Origin of the sequence: Amycolatopsis camponoti (genome assembly GCF_902497555.1) — a bacterium.
Classification (GTDB): Bacteria; Actinomycetota; Actinomycetes; order Mycobacteriales; family Pseudonocardiaceae; genus Amycolatopsis; species Amycolatopsis camponoti.
The window spans coordinates 3000191-3014040 of the sequence record NZ_CABVGP010000001.1 but is presented as its reverse complement, the minus strand read 5'-3'; the positions used below and the strand labels follow the sequence as shown (position 1 = coordinate 3014040).

Genomic DNA, 13850 nt, shown 5'->3' with positions numbered 1-13850 from the left:
TCTTGAACGGCATCCCGGATCTCGGTCCCTTGCCCCGGCGCGTCACGGTCGACGCCGACCAGGTGCGCCGGCTGGTCGGCGAGCAGTTCCCGCGGTGGGCCGGTCTCCCGGTGCGGCCCGTTTCCGAGAGCGGTTGGGACAATTTCACCTTCCACCTCGGCGACACGATGGTGGCCCGGCTGCCCAGCGCGGCCGAATACGCCTTGGCGGTCGAAAAGGAACAACGGTGGTTGCCGGCGCTCGCTCCCCGGCTGCCGGTGCCCGTTCCCGTTCCGCTGGCGAAAGGGAGTCCTGGCGCGGGCTACCCGTTTCCGTGGTCGATTTACGCGTGGCTCGACGGCACGCCCGCCCGCGAGGACCGGATCGCCGATTCCGTCCGGTTTTCGCTCGATCTGGCCGGGTTCTTGGCCGCGCTGCGGAGCCTCGACGTCGACGGCGGCCCGCAGCCGGGAAAGCACAACTGGTTCCGGGGCGCCACGCTCCGCACCTACGACGCCCAGGCCCGGCGTGCGCTGGCCGCGTTGGACGGCCACCTCGACGTCGGCCCGGCCCGCGAGATCTGGGAAACCGCGCTGGACGCGCACTGGGACGGCGTGGACACGTGGTTCCACGGTGACCTCGCACCCGGGAACCTCCTCCTCGACCGCGGGGAGCTGGCCGCGGTCATCGACTTCGGGACCTGTGGTGTCGGCGACCCGTCGTGCGACCTGGCCATCGCCTGGACGCTGCTGACCGCCGACGGAAGGCGGGTGTTCCGCGAGCGCCTGTCGATCGACGAGGCGGCCTGGGCGCGCGGGCGCGGGTGGGCGCTGTGGAAAACGCTCGTCACCTGCGCCCGGACCGCGGAAAGGGCCGACGGCGACGCGCGTCGCGTCCTCGGCGGGATCCTCACCGAATACGCATCCGGAAAATAATTCTTCACGCGCACCGGAAACCGGGATTTCTTAGCCTCCACTCGTTACCCGAAAGAGTGACGCCGTGACGGCATCCGGGTGACGACCGACCATGACACTCGTCGTCCGAGCAGCTGCAAATCATTTCGCGTCGGTAACGAACTGAGCTGTTGGCTTCGCCTTTCCAGCACCCGGGTGAGGACGCTTCAACACACTCCCGGTGCGGCATAGGATTTTCCTTCGGCCAGAAAACCGTTTCTGGAACCAACCGTTGCGAAAGAATCGAGGACCATTCATGCGAAGACGCATGCTGGGAGCAGTGCTGCCCCTGGTGCTCGTCGCGGCCACCTCCGCCGCGCTGCCCACGACCGCCGAAGCGGCCGCCGTCTCGGGGCTCACGAAGTCCGTGCAGGGCACCGGTTCCCCCGCCGACCACGGGGCCACCGCGAACTGGGTCATCGGCTACGACGACCAGGCCACCGGGTCCGGCGCCGCCACCATCACCGACGCCGTCGGCGCGGGCCAGGCCTTCCAGACCGGTTCGCTGCACGCGCCGCCGGGGTGGACGCCGTCGTGGTCCACCGACGGCAGCACCTTCACCGGCACCGAACCCGCGTCCGGCGTCACCGCCGTGCGGGCGAGCAACCCGGATGCCGGGCCCGACGCGACGTCGTTGTCCGCCGCGCTCACCCCGCCCGTGCAGGCGGTGACGACCGCGACCGGCGGCGACGGCTTCTCACCCGTCCTCTACCGCACCCCGGGCGGCGTCCTGCAGGCCTGGAACATCTACCACCACCTCGGCGCGACGTCGCCGAAGGTCGTCTGCACCGACCTCGCCACCGGGCAGCGCTGCCCGGGCGGCCCGTGGCCGAAGGTGCTCAACACCGCGAGCGGACCGCTCGGCACCCTGGGGGCCGGGGACATCGCCAGCACGATGGTCGAGCAGTACGTGCACGACCCGGTTTCGCCCGCGAAGGTCTACTACCCCGCCGTCACGGCCGCGTCGGTCGGCGTCGGCTGCCTCGACATGGCCGCTTCGGCCAACTGCGGGTACTGGGCGCTGTCCCCCACCGGCGGGTCGCCGGCGGTGAGCAGCATCGGCGGCTTCGTGGCGACCGGCGGCAACCTGTACGGCATCGTCAGCTCCGGCGCCGTGGTGTGCTGGACGATGGCCACGCAGAGCGCCTGCGGCGGCCAGCCGTACGCGCCGATCGTGCCGGCGGCCAACCAGCCGTACGTCTACGGCGCGGTGACCGTGGTGGGCGGCAAGGTGTTCGCGTCGACGTCGAGCCCGGGCACCTCGCAACAGCCGTCGCTGGGCTGCTTCGACCCGGCGACGGCCGCGGCGTGCGCGAACTGGGCGTCCTCGCGCCCGACCGGACCGGCGGGCAACTACAACTACAACGACTACACCGCGTTCGACACGAGTGGTGCCCCGGCGGGCGCGTGCGCGTCGACGACCGGCGGCACGAACGTCACGACGTGCTACGCGCTCGACGGTTCGGCACTGACGGCACCCCCGGGCGCGGCCGCGCTGCCGGGTGGGGTCTACATGTTCCCCGCGGAGGTCGTCACCGATCCGAGCGGGCACGTGCGCAGCTACCTCCCGATCTGGAACGGCGGCTACGCGGGCGCGGCGCTGTGCCACGACTGGACGACGGGGGCGGCGTGCGCGGGCCTGCCTGCGCTGATCACGCACCCGACGGTGAACGGCGGGGCCACCCGGGACTACGGGTACACCTACGACCCGCCGTCGGGCTGCCTGATCGGCCTCGGCGACGCGGGCGTGCTGTTCTCGATGGACCCGGCGACGGGGGCGACGCCGTGCGTCCGGTCCGGTGGCCAGGTCACGCTGAAGCCGGGCGACTTCTACTGCGACGGCGGCTCGCACGTCCAGGGTTACACGGCAGCGCGGCTGACGGGCGTCGACCCGGCGAACGTCGACTTCGCCGCGTCCCGGGTGACGGTGGTGGACCAGGGCGGCGCGACGGTGCCGACCCCGGGCTTCGCCCCGGACGGCTCGGTCGACCTGACGGGCGTCCCGGTGGCGGCGCACCCGTCGATCACGGTGACGACGACCCTGGTGCTGCACAACGGAACCGGCTTCAGCGGCCGCCTGGTGGTCGACTACGCGGGCGACGCGCCGCAGCTGTGCTTCCGCACGACGATCGCGGCGGACTGCGCGGTCGCGTCGGTGGCGAACACCGCGACGGGCACCGACTCCACGGGGTCGTTCACGTCGAACACGGTGACGCTGCCGGTGGCGCCGGGCGCGTCGTGCACGCCGAAGGTCAAGGTGGAGAAGGAGATCTGCACGTCCGCTTCGGCCACGAAGTGCGGTCCGGGCGGGACCGGACCGTGGGCGAAGCAGGCGGGGGTGGGTCTCCTGGGCCTGCTCAACGCGACGGCGTACTGGCGGATCACGGTGACGAACGAGGGTCCGGTCGGGATCACGTCGGCGCAGGTGGTGGACAGCGTGGAGCCGTCGTGCCAGACGGGCCCGTTCACGCTGGCGGCGGGGACGTCGAAGCAGGTGTACTGCTCGACCTACGCGCTGCTGAGCCTGTTCCCGATCACGAACCAGGCCAAGGTGAGTTACGTGCCGGCGAACGTTCCCCCGGGGACGCCGCCGTCGCACACGGGATGGTCGTCGGCGAAGGCGTGTTCGCTGCTGTGCATCCTGTAGGGAGGTGAGGTGAGCGGCCCGCGGGGTGGTTCCCCGCGGGCCGTTTGCCACACTGGTCCCCGGCGGCAGTTCATGACCGGGAAAGTTCGGAGTGGAACCCATGGCGGATCTCGAGCAGCGGTACCGCGCGTACCTCACCTGCCTGAACGAACGACGCTTCGCCGACCTCTCGGACCACGCGCACGACCCCGTCGTCCACAACGGCCGGACCCTGACCATCGTCGACTTCCAGGCACTGCTGAAGCGCGACGCGCACGAGATCCCCGACCTGCACTACGCGATCGAAACGCTCGTCGTCCAAGGCGATCGGGTCGGGTGCCGCATCCGCTTCGACTGCACCCCCGCCGAGGACTTCCGGGGGCTGCCGACCGCTGGCCGGACCGTTTCCTTCGTCGAGCACGTCTTCTACCGCTACGAAGACGGCAAGATCGCCGAAATCCAGTCCGTCGTCGACACCGACGCCATCCGCGACCAGCTCACACCGTGACGGTTTCTTCCTTCTCCGAGAGCGAAGCAGAAGCCGCGGAAGCCGCAGTGGCCGAGGGCGTGATCGCCGGTGCCATCAGCACCGCGCACAGCGGCACCGCCATCGCGATCGCCGCCAGCACGAACACCGGGAACAGGAACGAGAACACCTCCACGCCCGCCGGGTCCGCCGCGTTCATGTCCATGTTCATCCGGACCGCAGCCATGCCCGTGTAGTGCATGCCCGTCACCGCCGCGCCCATCACGAACCCCGCCAGCAGGCGCAGGGACAGCCGGTCCAGGAACACCGCGAACCACAGGGCCGCCGTCGCCGCCACCACCGCGATCACCACCGACAGCGCGACCAGGCCGCCTTCGTAGGTGAAGTCGCCCTTCACGCGCAGGGCCGACATTCCCGTGTAGTGCATGACGTTCACCGCCAGGCCCGTGATCACGCCGCCGAGGGCGAGGCGCCACCAGCCGAACTTCGCGCGGCCGCCCACCACCACGAGGCCGGCGAACACCGCCGACACCGACAGGATCGCCGACAGCACCGTGCGGAAGACGTCGTAGCGGACCGGCATGCCCGGGGTGCTGAACCCGAGCATCGCCACGAAGTGCATCAGCCAGATGCCGACGCCGCCGATCGAGATCGCCGCCAGCACCAGCCACCGCATGCGGTGCCGGGGATTCGCGGCGTGGCGGGCCTGGACCGCGCACGCCAGCCCGAGGGCGCAGCCCACCACCGACGTCAGGTACGCGAGCACCAGCAGCCAGTGCCCGAGCGCGAAATGCTCCATCGCAAGGTCCTCTCTAGAGGTCGCGCAGCCCGTGCAGCACGCGTTCCATCAGGTCGTGGCGCTCGTCCCAGGTGGACGTGTCCGACAGCGTGTCGCGGACGATCACCAGGTTGTCCTGCATCAGGTCCGACACGAGCACGCGGACCACGCCGAGCGGCAGCGACAGCAGCGCGGCGATCTCCATCAGCGACCGCGGCCGGGCGCAGATCTCGGTGACTTCGGCCAGCGCGCTCGACGTCAGGTACGCCGCTTCGGCCCGGCCCGCCGCCGTGGTCTCGACCAGCGCTTCGACGGCGATCTCGACCGTCGGCGCCGTCCGGCCTTCCGTCCAGGCGTACGGGCGGGCCAGCGACGCGCTGCGCCGCGGCTCCTCCCCGTACGGCCCGGGCGGCGGCTCGTCGATCACCGGCGGTCCTGGGCCACCGGTATCTCGCGCGCGGGCACGTCGACTTTCTGCCCCACTCGCTCGACCAGCATCGTCATCTCGTAGCCGACCAGCCCGATGTCGCAGCCGGTCGAGGCGAGCACGACGAGGTTGGACCCGTCGCCCACGCTCATCAGCAGCAGGAACCCCTGCTCCATCTCGATCACCGACTGCACCACCCGGCCGGCGGTGAACAGTTCGGCGGTGCCCAGCGACAGGCTGGACAGCCCGGCCGCGATCGCGGCCAGCTGGTCGGCGCGCTCGCGGGGCAGGGCTTCGTCGGCGGCCACGAGCAGGCCGTCGGCGGAGACCAGCACGGCGTGCGCGACCCCGGAGACGTCCTGGACGAACCCGTTGACCAGCCAGTTCAGCGTCGCCGTCCGTTCGGGCGGCGCGGCGGGACCCGGGAAGCCCAGAGTTCCGCTGAGGGACCGGGCGGCCGGGTCGGCGCCGGAGCGCCGGGGCTGCACGTCGGGAAGTTCCGTCATCGCGGATCCACTTCGTCCTTTCCGGATTCTTCGGCGCGGGCCGCGGACTCCTGCCGGGCCGCGCGCATCCCCTGGTAGTGCCGGGAGAGACTGCTGCGAACGGCGGCGGCGTCGCGGAACGACCCGCCGCTCTGCTCACGCACGCGCGGGGCGACCGCGCCGGGGGCGAGCTGGGCGCCGGGCCGCCTCGTCGGCAGGCCGGCATCGGTGAGCCGCTGCGCGACCGCGGGCTTGAGAGCGCTTTCGGCGGCTTGGCGCGTGCGGTCGGCCGGGGTCTCCCACTCCCCCACCGGCGCGGCGGCCGGTTCAGGGCGGGCCACGGGCTTTCCGGCCGAGGCGGGCCAGTCCGGCCCCGGTGCCGCACCATCGGCCGCTTCGGCCTGCCGCGCGGCGGGTTCGGCCCGGTGCGCCGCCGTGGTTCCGTTCCGGCCCGCCGGGTCGAGGTGATCCGCCGCGAACTCCGGACGACCGGCCGGATCACCCGACGAAGTCCCGTTGCGCCCCGAATCGACCTGATCCGCCGCACCTTCCGGACGACCGGCCGGATCACCCGACGAAGTCCCGTTCCAGCCCGCCGAGTCGACCTGATCCGCCGCACCTTCCGAACGACCGGCCGGACCTCCCGAGGAAATCCTGTTCCGCCCCGCCGGATCGAGGCGATCCGCCGCACCTTCCGGACGACCGGCCGGATCACCCGACGAAGTCCCGTTCCAGCCCGCCGAGTCGACCCGATCCGCCGCACCTTCCGGATGACCGGCCGCATCCGCCGAGGAGGCCAGGTGTGCCGCGGAAGTCCCGTTCCGGCTCGGCGACTCCGAAGCCGCCTCATCGCGCCCGGCCTGAGCAGTCCGGTCCCCGCCGAACCCGGGCCGGCTCCCCCGCACTCCCGGACCAGCCCCGTTGCGACCATCCGCGTCCGATCCCGGCCAGGTCCCCCGGCCGGCCGGGGGCGGCCACTCCACCGGCGAGCCTTCCGCCGGGTCGGCCTGGAGCGCCGCCGGATCCGCCGGCGCCCCAGGCCTGGCAGCCCGGCCGTTCGGCGCCGCGGGCGGCCACGCCGCCGCGGTGCCGTCCGCCTGGGCCGGCCACTCCACCGGCGCGTCCCGCCTGGACAGCGGCTTCGCGGCCGGCTCGACGAACCAGCTCGTCACGACCTGCTCGAAGATCGGCGTCGACGCCTGCGCCGGCACCACCGGCGGCCGGGGGTGGCCGTTGCGGCCGCCCGTCCCGGCGCCGGCCGTCGTGAGCCGGCCGGCCCCGATCGGGCGGGCCAGGTCGGCGATCACCAGCGCCCCCGGGACGTGCACGCTCGCCGTCACCCCCGCGTGCCGCGCACCCGTTCCGGTCGCGCGCAGCCGTACCGTCACGCCGTGCAGCGCCGCGAGCCTGCCGACCACGAACAACCCCATCCGGCGGGTCGTCTCCGGGCCGACGGTCCCTGCCGCCGCGAGCCGTTCGTTCACCGTCGTGAGCTCCGCCGGCGTCATCCCGAGACCCTGGTCGACGACCTCGATGAGCAGCCCGCCGTCGGCACCGCGGTCGGCCGTCAGCGCGACCTTGTGCTCCGGCGGGGAGAAGCGCGTCGCGTTCTCCAGCAGCTCGGCGAGGATGTGCACGACGTCCGCGGCCGCTTCGGGTTGCACCGAGCTGCGCGGCGCGTTGCCCATCGCCACCCGCCGGTAGTCCTTGACCTCCGACGTCGCGGCGCGCAGCAGCTCGCGCGTCGGCACCGGTTCGCGGCCGTGGCGGACGGGCCGCCCGCCCGCCAGGACGTGCAGGTTCTCGCCGTTGCGGCGCAGCCGGGTCGCGATGTGGTCGATGCGGAACAGCTCGTCGAGCCGGCGCGGGTTCTGCTCCCCCGACTCGAGGTCTTCGATGATCGACAGCTGCTGCTCGACCAGCGACTGGCTCCGCCGCGACAGCGTCATGAACATCTCGCTGACCTGCTTGCGCAGCTCGGCCTGCTCGACGGCCAGCCGGACCGCCTGGCGGTGCATGTCGTCGAAGGCGCGGGCCAGCTGCCCGATCTCCTCCTCGGTCTTGACGCCGGAGTCGGGCACCGCGCGCCAGTCGACGTCGTGGCCTTCGCGGACCTGCCGGACGGTCTCCGGGAGCTGTTCGTTCGCCGCGCGCAGGGCGGCCGCGCGCAGCCGGCGCACCGGCGTGACGAGCGAACGCACCACCAGCAGGGCGATCGCGAGCGCGCCGAGCAGCGCTCCGAGGACCAGCGCGGTGTCACGCAGGGAGTCCGACCGGGCGCGGTCGGCCGCGGCCGAGACGTCGGAGCTCAGCTTCGCCACGACGTCGGTCAGCACCGCCGTCACCCCGGTGGTCTCGGCGGCGATCGAGGGGGCGAACGACGCGAGCCCCACGTCCCCGCCCGTGCCGGATTCCTGCAGGGTGTCGCTCCGGCCTTCGGCGGAGCTCGTCGCCGCCTTGAAGCGGTTCAGCTGGTCGCCTGAGAGCTGGTGCTCGACCTGCTCGGCGAGCACCTCCTGCTCGGCGGCGGTCTGTACGACGGCCGGGCGCAGCGAAGCGTCGCCCGGGCTGTTCTGCGCCGCCCGCGCGTAGGTCTCCTCGGTGGCCAGCTCGCCCCGCAGGTGCACGATCAGCCGGGCGGTCTCCGCGCCGGAGGCGGTTTCGCTGCCGGCGTCGGCCGGGGCGAACGTGGGCACGAGGTCGCCGAGGGTGGCGATGATGTCGTTGTAGCCGGCGGCTTTCGTGCGGACGTCGCCGCCGCCGACGCCGGCCGCGCGGATGCCCGAGAGCTTGCCCAGCGCGGTGTTCAACGCCCGGCCGGTGTCCGCGGCCAGAGGCGAGAAGCCGATGTCGCGCTGGACCGCGGCCACCTTCGCGTCGACGGCGGCGGTCAGCGTGTCCGGCGCTCCCGCCGGCACCGCCACGGCCGCGACCATCTCCTGGCCCAGGGACGCGGTCAGGTCGATCGTGTCCCGCAGCACCGGCAGCCGGTCGCGCGCCGCGCTGAGCGCGGTCGCGCGGTCGAGCTCGCTCTGGATCCGGATCTCCGCGAGCGCCACCGCGACGAGCACGGGCAACAGCAGGACGACGCTGATCTTGGTGCGGACGCTCCAGTGCGCCGGGGACCACGCGGTGTCCGCCGAGCGGCGGAGCGTGGATCTGCTTTCGTGCATGGTGGAACCGCTCGATTCCCAGCCGCGCGGACGGCTGACGTCGAACTCGGACAGGACGGGGGCCCCAGGGCCGACCACCGACGTCCTGAGTGGTCCGGAAACCCCGGCTCCCGGACCGGGGGAAGACGTGACGTTGATCGAGCCGACCAGCAGAGAACCTCACGCGCGCCATCCTTGTCAACCCTAAGGACCGGCGTTTCCGAACGCGGGTAATGAATTCCTTCCGCGGTTCACGCATTGTGTCCCGACGGTCGCAGCTTGTACACCGTACAACGCTGTTCGCCCAGCTCCGGGGCCTGACACGACGTAAACAACCGACTTCGGCACACTGGCGGCAGAATTACCCACAAGAGCCACCACGACGAATCCAGTGGCGAATCCCGCCATTGTTCGAATGGTGTGTTATTAATTCCCCCGACGCCCGGGTGGGAGCGTGACCGCCGGACCCGGCAGAATCGCCGTCGTGACCGAAGTGGACGTTGACACCGGCGGCGGCCCGGCCCACGGCAAGCGGGTCGGGTGGGTCGAGCTGTACTTCGACCTGGTTTTCGTCTTCGCGGTGGGCCAGGTGGCGCACGGCATCGTCGCGGACCCGCACTGGATGCGCGCCGCCACGGCGCTCGGCCTGTTCGCGACGCTGTGGTGGACGTGGATCGGCTTCGCCGTGCTCTACAACCGCCGCGGCGACGACAGCCGCGCCGCCGACCGGCTGTTCGTGCTCGCGGGCACCATCCCCTGCGGGATCGCCGCGACGCAGGCGCACCACGCGTTCGACGGGCATCCCGCGGTCTTCGCGGCGGCCATGGCCGGGGTGCGCCTGATCCTGGCGGCCGCGCACCGGTGGCCGGCGCGGCCCGGCCTCGACCAGAGCCGGATCAGCTGGGGCTACCTGGTGTCGGCAGCCCTGTTCGGCGTTTCGGCGGTCGTCCCGCACACGTGGGCGCTGTGGGTGTTCGCGCTGCTGGGGGAGGCGGGGTTCCTGCTGCTCGGCGACCGCCGCGGACGGCGTCACCGCGGCGAGTCCCGGGAGCGGCCCTCGCCGGCGGCGCAGTGGCGGGTGCTGCTGAAATCGCCGCGCGACCCGAACCTGGCGGTCGACTCGGCGCACCTCGCCGAGCGCTTCGGCCTGTTCATGATCCTGCTGCTCGGCGAGCTGGTGATCACGGTCGGCACCGCGGCACTGGAACGGCCGGCCGACGACGTCACGTACTGGGCTTCGCTGATCGCCGGCCTGGTGATGGCGGGCGCGCTGTGGTGGCTGTACTTCTCCTCGGCCGCGCGGATCTACGAGCGGCTGCTCGACCTTTCCGGCGGCAACCCCTCGCTCGCGTATTCGCTGTACGCGGTCGGGCACTTCTTCCCGGCCTTCGCGCTGCTGCTCATCGCGGCGGGGGTGAACCTGTCGCTGCACGAGTCCCCGCCCCAGGCCGCGGCGTGGTTCACCACGGTGGGCCTGACGATGTACCTGGCCGGCACCCGGGTCTTCTCGGTGCCCGGCCGCCCGCGCTGGTACGCGAGCGTGGCCCGGATCGCGGCACTGGCGGCCACGGTGTGCCTCGCGTTCCTGAGCCGGGTGCTGCCGGCACCGGCGGTGATCTCGGTGATCGCGGTATGGGCCGTGCTCACCACGGTGGTGGCGGCGGGCATCCGCCACCGCACGCTCGACGGCCTGGGCGACGACCCGGTGGCGTTCCTGCGCGGCATCGAAGAGGAACGGCGGCGCCGGACACGCCCGTCCGAGAGCTGACGGGACGCGCCGCGCATACTGGAGGCGCCCTCGGTCCAAGGAGGCGATGTGAGCGCGGACCCTTTCGCGCACCCGGCGCTGTTCTACCGGGACGACGCCGAGTTCCTGGCCGGCACCGTGCCGTTCGTGGGGCACGGGCTCGCCGCCGGCGAACCGGTCGCCGTCGCCGTGCCGGGGCGCAACCTCGAGCTGCTGCGGCGTGAGCTGGGCACGGACGCCGAAAAGGTCCGTCTGCTGGACATGACCGACGCCGGCCGCAATCCCGGGCGGATCATCCCCCGCGTGCTGCGGGCCTTCGCCGACGCTCACCCCGGCGGTCCGGTGCGGATCATCGGCGAACCGATCTGGGCCGGGCGGTCGGACGTCGAGTACCCGGCGTGCGTGCAGCACGAAGCGCTCATCAACCACGCCTTCACCGGCCGGGACGTGACGATCCTCTGCCCGTACGACGTTTCGAGCCTGGAGGCGGCCGCGCTCGCCGACGCCGAGGCCACCCACCCGGTGCTGATCGACAGCGCGGGCCGGCGTCCCAGCACCGCGTACGCCCCCGACGACGTCGTGGCGCGGTACAACCGGCCGCTTCCGCCGGCGCCCGAACGCGTGGCGGAGCTGGCGGACACGACGGATCTCGCCGCGGCCCGGGCGCTGGCCCACACCCACGCGGCCGCGGGCGGGCTGAGCGCCGACCAGGCCGCCGACGTCGAGGTGGTCGTCACGGAGCTGCTCGCGAACTGCGTCGAACACGGCGGCGGCACCGGCACCGTCCGGCTGTGGACCGAAGACGGCGAGTTCGTCTGCGAAGTCCACGACCGCGGCACGCTGGCCGACCCGCTCGCCGGCCGCCGGCCCGCGACGCCGGAGCAGCACCGCGGCCGCGGGCTGCTGCTCGTCAACTACCTCGCCGACCTGGTCCGGTTGCACACCGGCGACCACGGCACGACGTTCCGCGCGTACTTCCGCACCTGACGAGCCGGCCGTCCGGGCACGCCGATCAGGGCAGGCCGGCGAGGTCGGCCAGCAGGGCCAGGTGGTGCCCGAAGTACTCGGCGCGCGCCTGGACCATGTCGTCGAGGCGGTGGAAGACCTCGAAGTTGACCTGGCCGAACAGGTGCGTCCACGCGAGCAGCGCCCGGTCCAGCCGCTCTTCGGACAGGCCGCCGCCCTGCTCCTCGATCAGGCGGCGCAGGTCCTCGCGGACCGGCCCGGGCAGCGGCGGCCCGGCCGGGACGTCCGGAGCCTCGCCGACGATGGCCGCGAGCAGCAGGATCACCTTCGACGCCGGCCCCACGGTCTCCGGCGGCGCGGCGTACCCGGGCACGGGGTTGCCGTACAGCAGGCCGTACTCGGCCGGGTGCGCCAGCGCCCAGGACCGCACCGCGTGGCACGACGCGAGCCACCGGCCGCGCAGGTCCTCGCGCGGGACCGCCGCTTCCGCCTCGGCCGCCGCCGCGCCGAGCGCCTCGTACGCGTCGATGATCAACGCCGTCAGCAGGGCGTCACGGCTCGGGAAGTACCGGTACAGCGCCGAAGCGACGATGTCCATGTCGCGCGCGACGGCGCGCAGGGACAGGTTCGCGCCCTCCGTGGCGAGGCGACGGCGGGCGGCTTCCTTGATCTCCTGGTGCATCTCCGAGCGGACCCGGGCGCGCAGCGACGAGGCGGACACGGCCTCAGTGTCGCACATCGCGAGAACACCCGGACTCTCACGAGAACACTGTTCTTGACGCAGCCCTGGAGCGGGCAGTACGGTGTTCTTGTCCGAGAACAGTGTTCTCCACTGGGGGTTTCCATGGCTCTGCACGTCATCGTCGGCGCCGGTCCGGTCGGCACGGCCACCGCGCGCCTGCTCGCCGGACGCGGCGAAGAAGTCCGTCTGCTCAGCCGCCGGGGACAAGGCCCCGACGGCGTCCAGCTCGTCGCCGCGGACGCCTCCGACACCGCCACCCTCGCGCGGCACACGGCCGGCGCGACCGCGTTGTACTGCTGCGCGGGCCCGGCGTACCACCGCTGGGCCACCGACTGGCCGCCACTCGGCGCCGCCCTCCTGCACGCGGCCGAAAGCAGCGGCGCGGTGCTCGTCACGACCGGCAACCTTTACGCGTACGGCGCCGTCGACGGCCCGATGACCGAGCGGCTGCCGGCGCGGCCGAACTCGAAGAAGGGCGCGGTGCGGGCCAAGCTCTGGGCCGACGCGCTCGCGGCGCACGAAGCCGGGCGGATCCGCACGGCCGAGGTCCGCGGGTCCGACTACCTCGGCGCGGGCACGCTGTCGGCGTTCACGGCCTTGGTGCTGCCCAAGATCCTGGCGGGCAAGCGCGCGTCGGCCCCGGCCGACCTCGACGCCCCGCACAGCTGGACCTACGTCGGCGACGTGGCCCGCACCCTGATCGCCGTCGCCGCCGACGAGCGGGCGTGGGGCAGGCCGTGGCACGCACCGACCGCACCGGCGAGGTCACTGCGGTCGCTGGCGACCCGGGCGGCGGAGCTGGCGGGCGCACCGGCGGCCCGCCTCACGACGATGCCCGCCGCCGCCCTGCGCCTGGCCGGGCTCTTCACCCCGGCGGCGCGGGAGATGGTGGAGGTCCAGTACCAGCTGCGGGCGCCGTTCGTCCTGGATTCCTCGGCGGCGACGGCGGCGTTCGGCATCGAGCCGACGCCCACCGACGACGCCTTGCTGGAGACGATCAAGAACTGAGCGCGCCGCCGGGTACCGGAAGGCCCGCTAGTTCGGGATCTCCGTCGCCCGCTCCCAGCCCGACGGCAGCCGGCTCAGGTTCAGCGCGTGGTCGAGGCCGCTCCCGGCCAGTGCCCGGCGCACGACGCGGTTGTCGCCGGTGACGATCCGGAGGGTGGTGCTCTCGCGGACCGTCCGGACGTGGATGCCGGCGAGCACCGAAAGCCCGGCCGAGTCCAGGAAGTCGACCTCGGACAGGTCGAGCACCAGGACCGGGAACTTCCGGTGCGCCCACGTGCTCAGGACCGAGGCGAGCTCGGCGGCGCTGTCCTCGCCGAGCGCGCCGCGGATCCGGACCATGACGGCGCCGAAGTACGGCCGGATCACCTGGATGTCGAACGGGCTTCGCTCGATGAGGGGGGACGGCGCCGCCACCGGGATCGCCGTCGCGGGGTGCTGCACGACTAACATCTTCAGTACGCCTTCAGTCGCGGATGGCGTGCCGAGCGGTGTCCACTGCC

12 protein-coding genes are annotated in these 13850 nt (G+C 72.8%); 6 read left to right on the top strand and 6 right to left on the bottom strand.

Annotated elements, in window-relative coordinates:
* The first annotated feature begins 2 nt into the window (after positions 1-2).
* From AA23TX_RS14270 to AA23TX_RS14260, 3 genes are all read left to right on the top strand, one after another.
* Positions 3-914 carry an aminoglycoside phosphotransferase family protein gene (locus AA23TX_RS14270; protein WP_155543006.1) on the top strand — a complete coding sequence of 304 codons (912 nt, stop codon included), beginning with the start codon at positions 3-5 and terminating at the stop codon, positions 912-914.
* Positions 915-1188: 274 nt separating this feature from the next.
* Positions 1189-3579, top strand: a complete 2391-nt coding sequence (locus tag AA23TX_RS14265) for a DUF7617 domain-containing protein (protein ID WP_155543005.1) — start codon at positions 1189-1191, stop codon at positions 3577-3579.
* Between the two features lie 100 nt (positions 3580-3679).
* Entirely contained in the window at positions 3680-4066 is a 387-nt protein-coding gene (locus tag AA23TX_RS14260) for an ester cyclase (RefSeq protein ID WP_155543004.1), read from the top strand.
* Here the strand turns inward: AA23TX_RS14260 and AA23TX_RS14255 are convergent.
* Genes AA23TX_RS14255 through AA23TX_RS14240 form a run of 4 tightly spaced genes read right to left on the bottom strand, consistent with a single transcriptional unit; the run spans position 4056 to position 8908 of the window.
* Complete coding sequence (locus AA23TX_RS14255) at positions 4056-4844, bottom strand: MHYT domain-containing protein (RefSeq protein ID WP_155543003.1); 789 nt, start codon at positions 4842-4844, stop codon at positions 4056-4058. The genes AA23TX_RS14260 and AA23TX_RS14255 overlap by 11 nt on opposite strands.
* A gap of 13 nt (positions 4845-4857) precedes the next feature.
* Positions 4858-5250, bottom strand: coding sequence for a DUF742 domain-containing protein (locus AA23TX_RS14250; protein ID WP_155543002.1), 393 nt, complete (start codon positions 5248-5250; stop codon positions 4858-4860).
* Positions 5247-5756 carry a roadblock/LC7 domain-containing protein gene (locus tag AA23TX_RS14245; protein ID WP_155543001.1) on the bottom strand — a complete coding sequence of 170 codons (510 nt, stop codon included), beginning with the start codon at positions 5754-5756 and terminating at the stop codon, positions 5247-5249. Before AA23TX_RS14245 ends, AA23TX_RS14250 begins: the two co-directional genes overlap by 4 nt.
* Positions 5753-8908: an ATP-binding protein gene (locus AA23TX_RS14240; RefSeq protein WP_230862484.1), complete on the bottom strand. Its 3156-nt coding sequence runs from the start codon at positions 8906-8908 to the stop codon at positions 5753-5755. The genes AA23TX_RS14245 and AA23TX_RS14240 overlap by 4 nt, the downstream gene beginning before the upstream one ends.
* 463 nt (positions 8909-9371) lie before the next feature.
* On the opposite strand from AA23TX_RS14240, the gene AA23TX_RS14235 reads away from it, so the two are divergent.
* Positions 9372-10655: a low temperature requirement protein A gene (locus AA23TX_RS14235; RefSeq protein WP_196425317.1), complete on the top strand. Its 1284-nt coding sequence runs from the start codon at positions 9372-9374 to the stop codon at positions 10653-10655.
* Positions 10656-10703: 48 nt separating this feature from the next.
* Positions 10704-11621, top strand: coding sequence for a sensor histidine kinase (locus tag AA23TX_RS14230; RefSeq protein WP_155543000.1), 918 nt, complete (start codon positions 10704-10706; stop codon positions 11619-11621).
* 25 nt (positions 11622-11646) lie between these two features.
* Here the strand turns inward: AA23TX_RS14230 and AA23TX_RS14225 are convergent, their stop codons facing one another.
* The gene (locus AA23TX_RS14225) at positions 11647-12321 is read right to left on the bottom strand and encodes a TetR/AcrR family transcriptional regulator (RefSeq protein ID WP_196425316.1); all 675 of its coding nucleotides are present in this window, start codon (positions 12319-12321) and stop codon (positions 11647-11649) included.
* Between the two features lie 123 nt (positions 12322-12444).
* Between AA23TX_RS14225 and AA23TX_RS14220 the strand changes: the two genes are divergently transcribed.
* Complete coding sequence (locus AA23TX_RS14220) at positions 12445-13350, top strand: NAD-dependent epimerase/dehydratase family protein (RefSeq protein ID WP_155542998.1); 906 nt, start codon at positions 12445-12447, stop codon at positions 13348-13350.
* Positions 13351-13377: 27 nt separating this feature from the next.
* Here the strand turns inward: AA23TX_RS14220 and AA23TX_RS14215 are convergent, their stop codons facing one another.
* A complete protein-coding gene (locus AA23TX_RS14215) occupies positions 13378-13800 on the bottom strand; it encodes an STAS domain-containing protein (RefSeq protein WP_155542997.1) in 423 nt (140 codons plus the stop codon).
* Between the last annotated feature and the right edge of the window lie 50 nt (positions 13801-13850).

Bases quoted from the DNA above. Each gene is read 5' to 3' on its own strand.
- AA23TX_RS14265 (WP_155543005.1), top strand. From the start codon at position 1,189: ATGCGAAGACGCATGCTGGGAGCAGTGCTGCCCCTGGTGCTCGTCGCG.
- AA23TX_RS14260 (WP_155543004.1), top strand. From the start codon at position 3,680: ATGGCGGATCTCGAGCAGCGGTACCGCGCGTACCTCACCTGCCTGAAC.
- AA23TX_RS14255 (WP_155543003.1), bottom strand. From the start codon at position 4,844: ATGGAGCATTTCGCGCTCGGGCACTGGCTGCTGGTGCTCGCGTACCTG.
- AA23TX_RS14245 (WP_155543001.1), bottom strand. From the start codon at position 5,756: ATGACGGAACTTCCCGACGTGCAGCCCCGGCGCTCCGGCGCCGACCCG.
- AA23TX_RS14240 (WP_230862484.1), bottom strand. From the start codon at position 8,908: ATGCACGAAAGCAGATCCACGCTCCGCCGCTCGGCGGACACCGCGTGG.
- AA23TX_RS14220 (WP_155542998.1), top strand. From the start codon at position 12,445: ATGGCTCTGCACGTCATCGTCGGCGCCGGTCCGGTCGGCACGGCCACC.
- AA23TX_RS14215 (WP_155542997.1), bottom strand. From the start codon at position 13,800: ATGTTAGTCGTGCAGCACCCCGCGACGGCGATCCCGGTGGCGGCGCCG.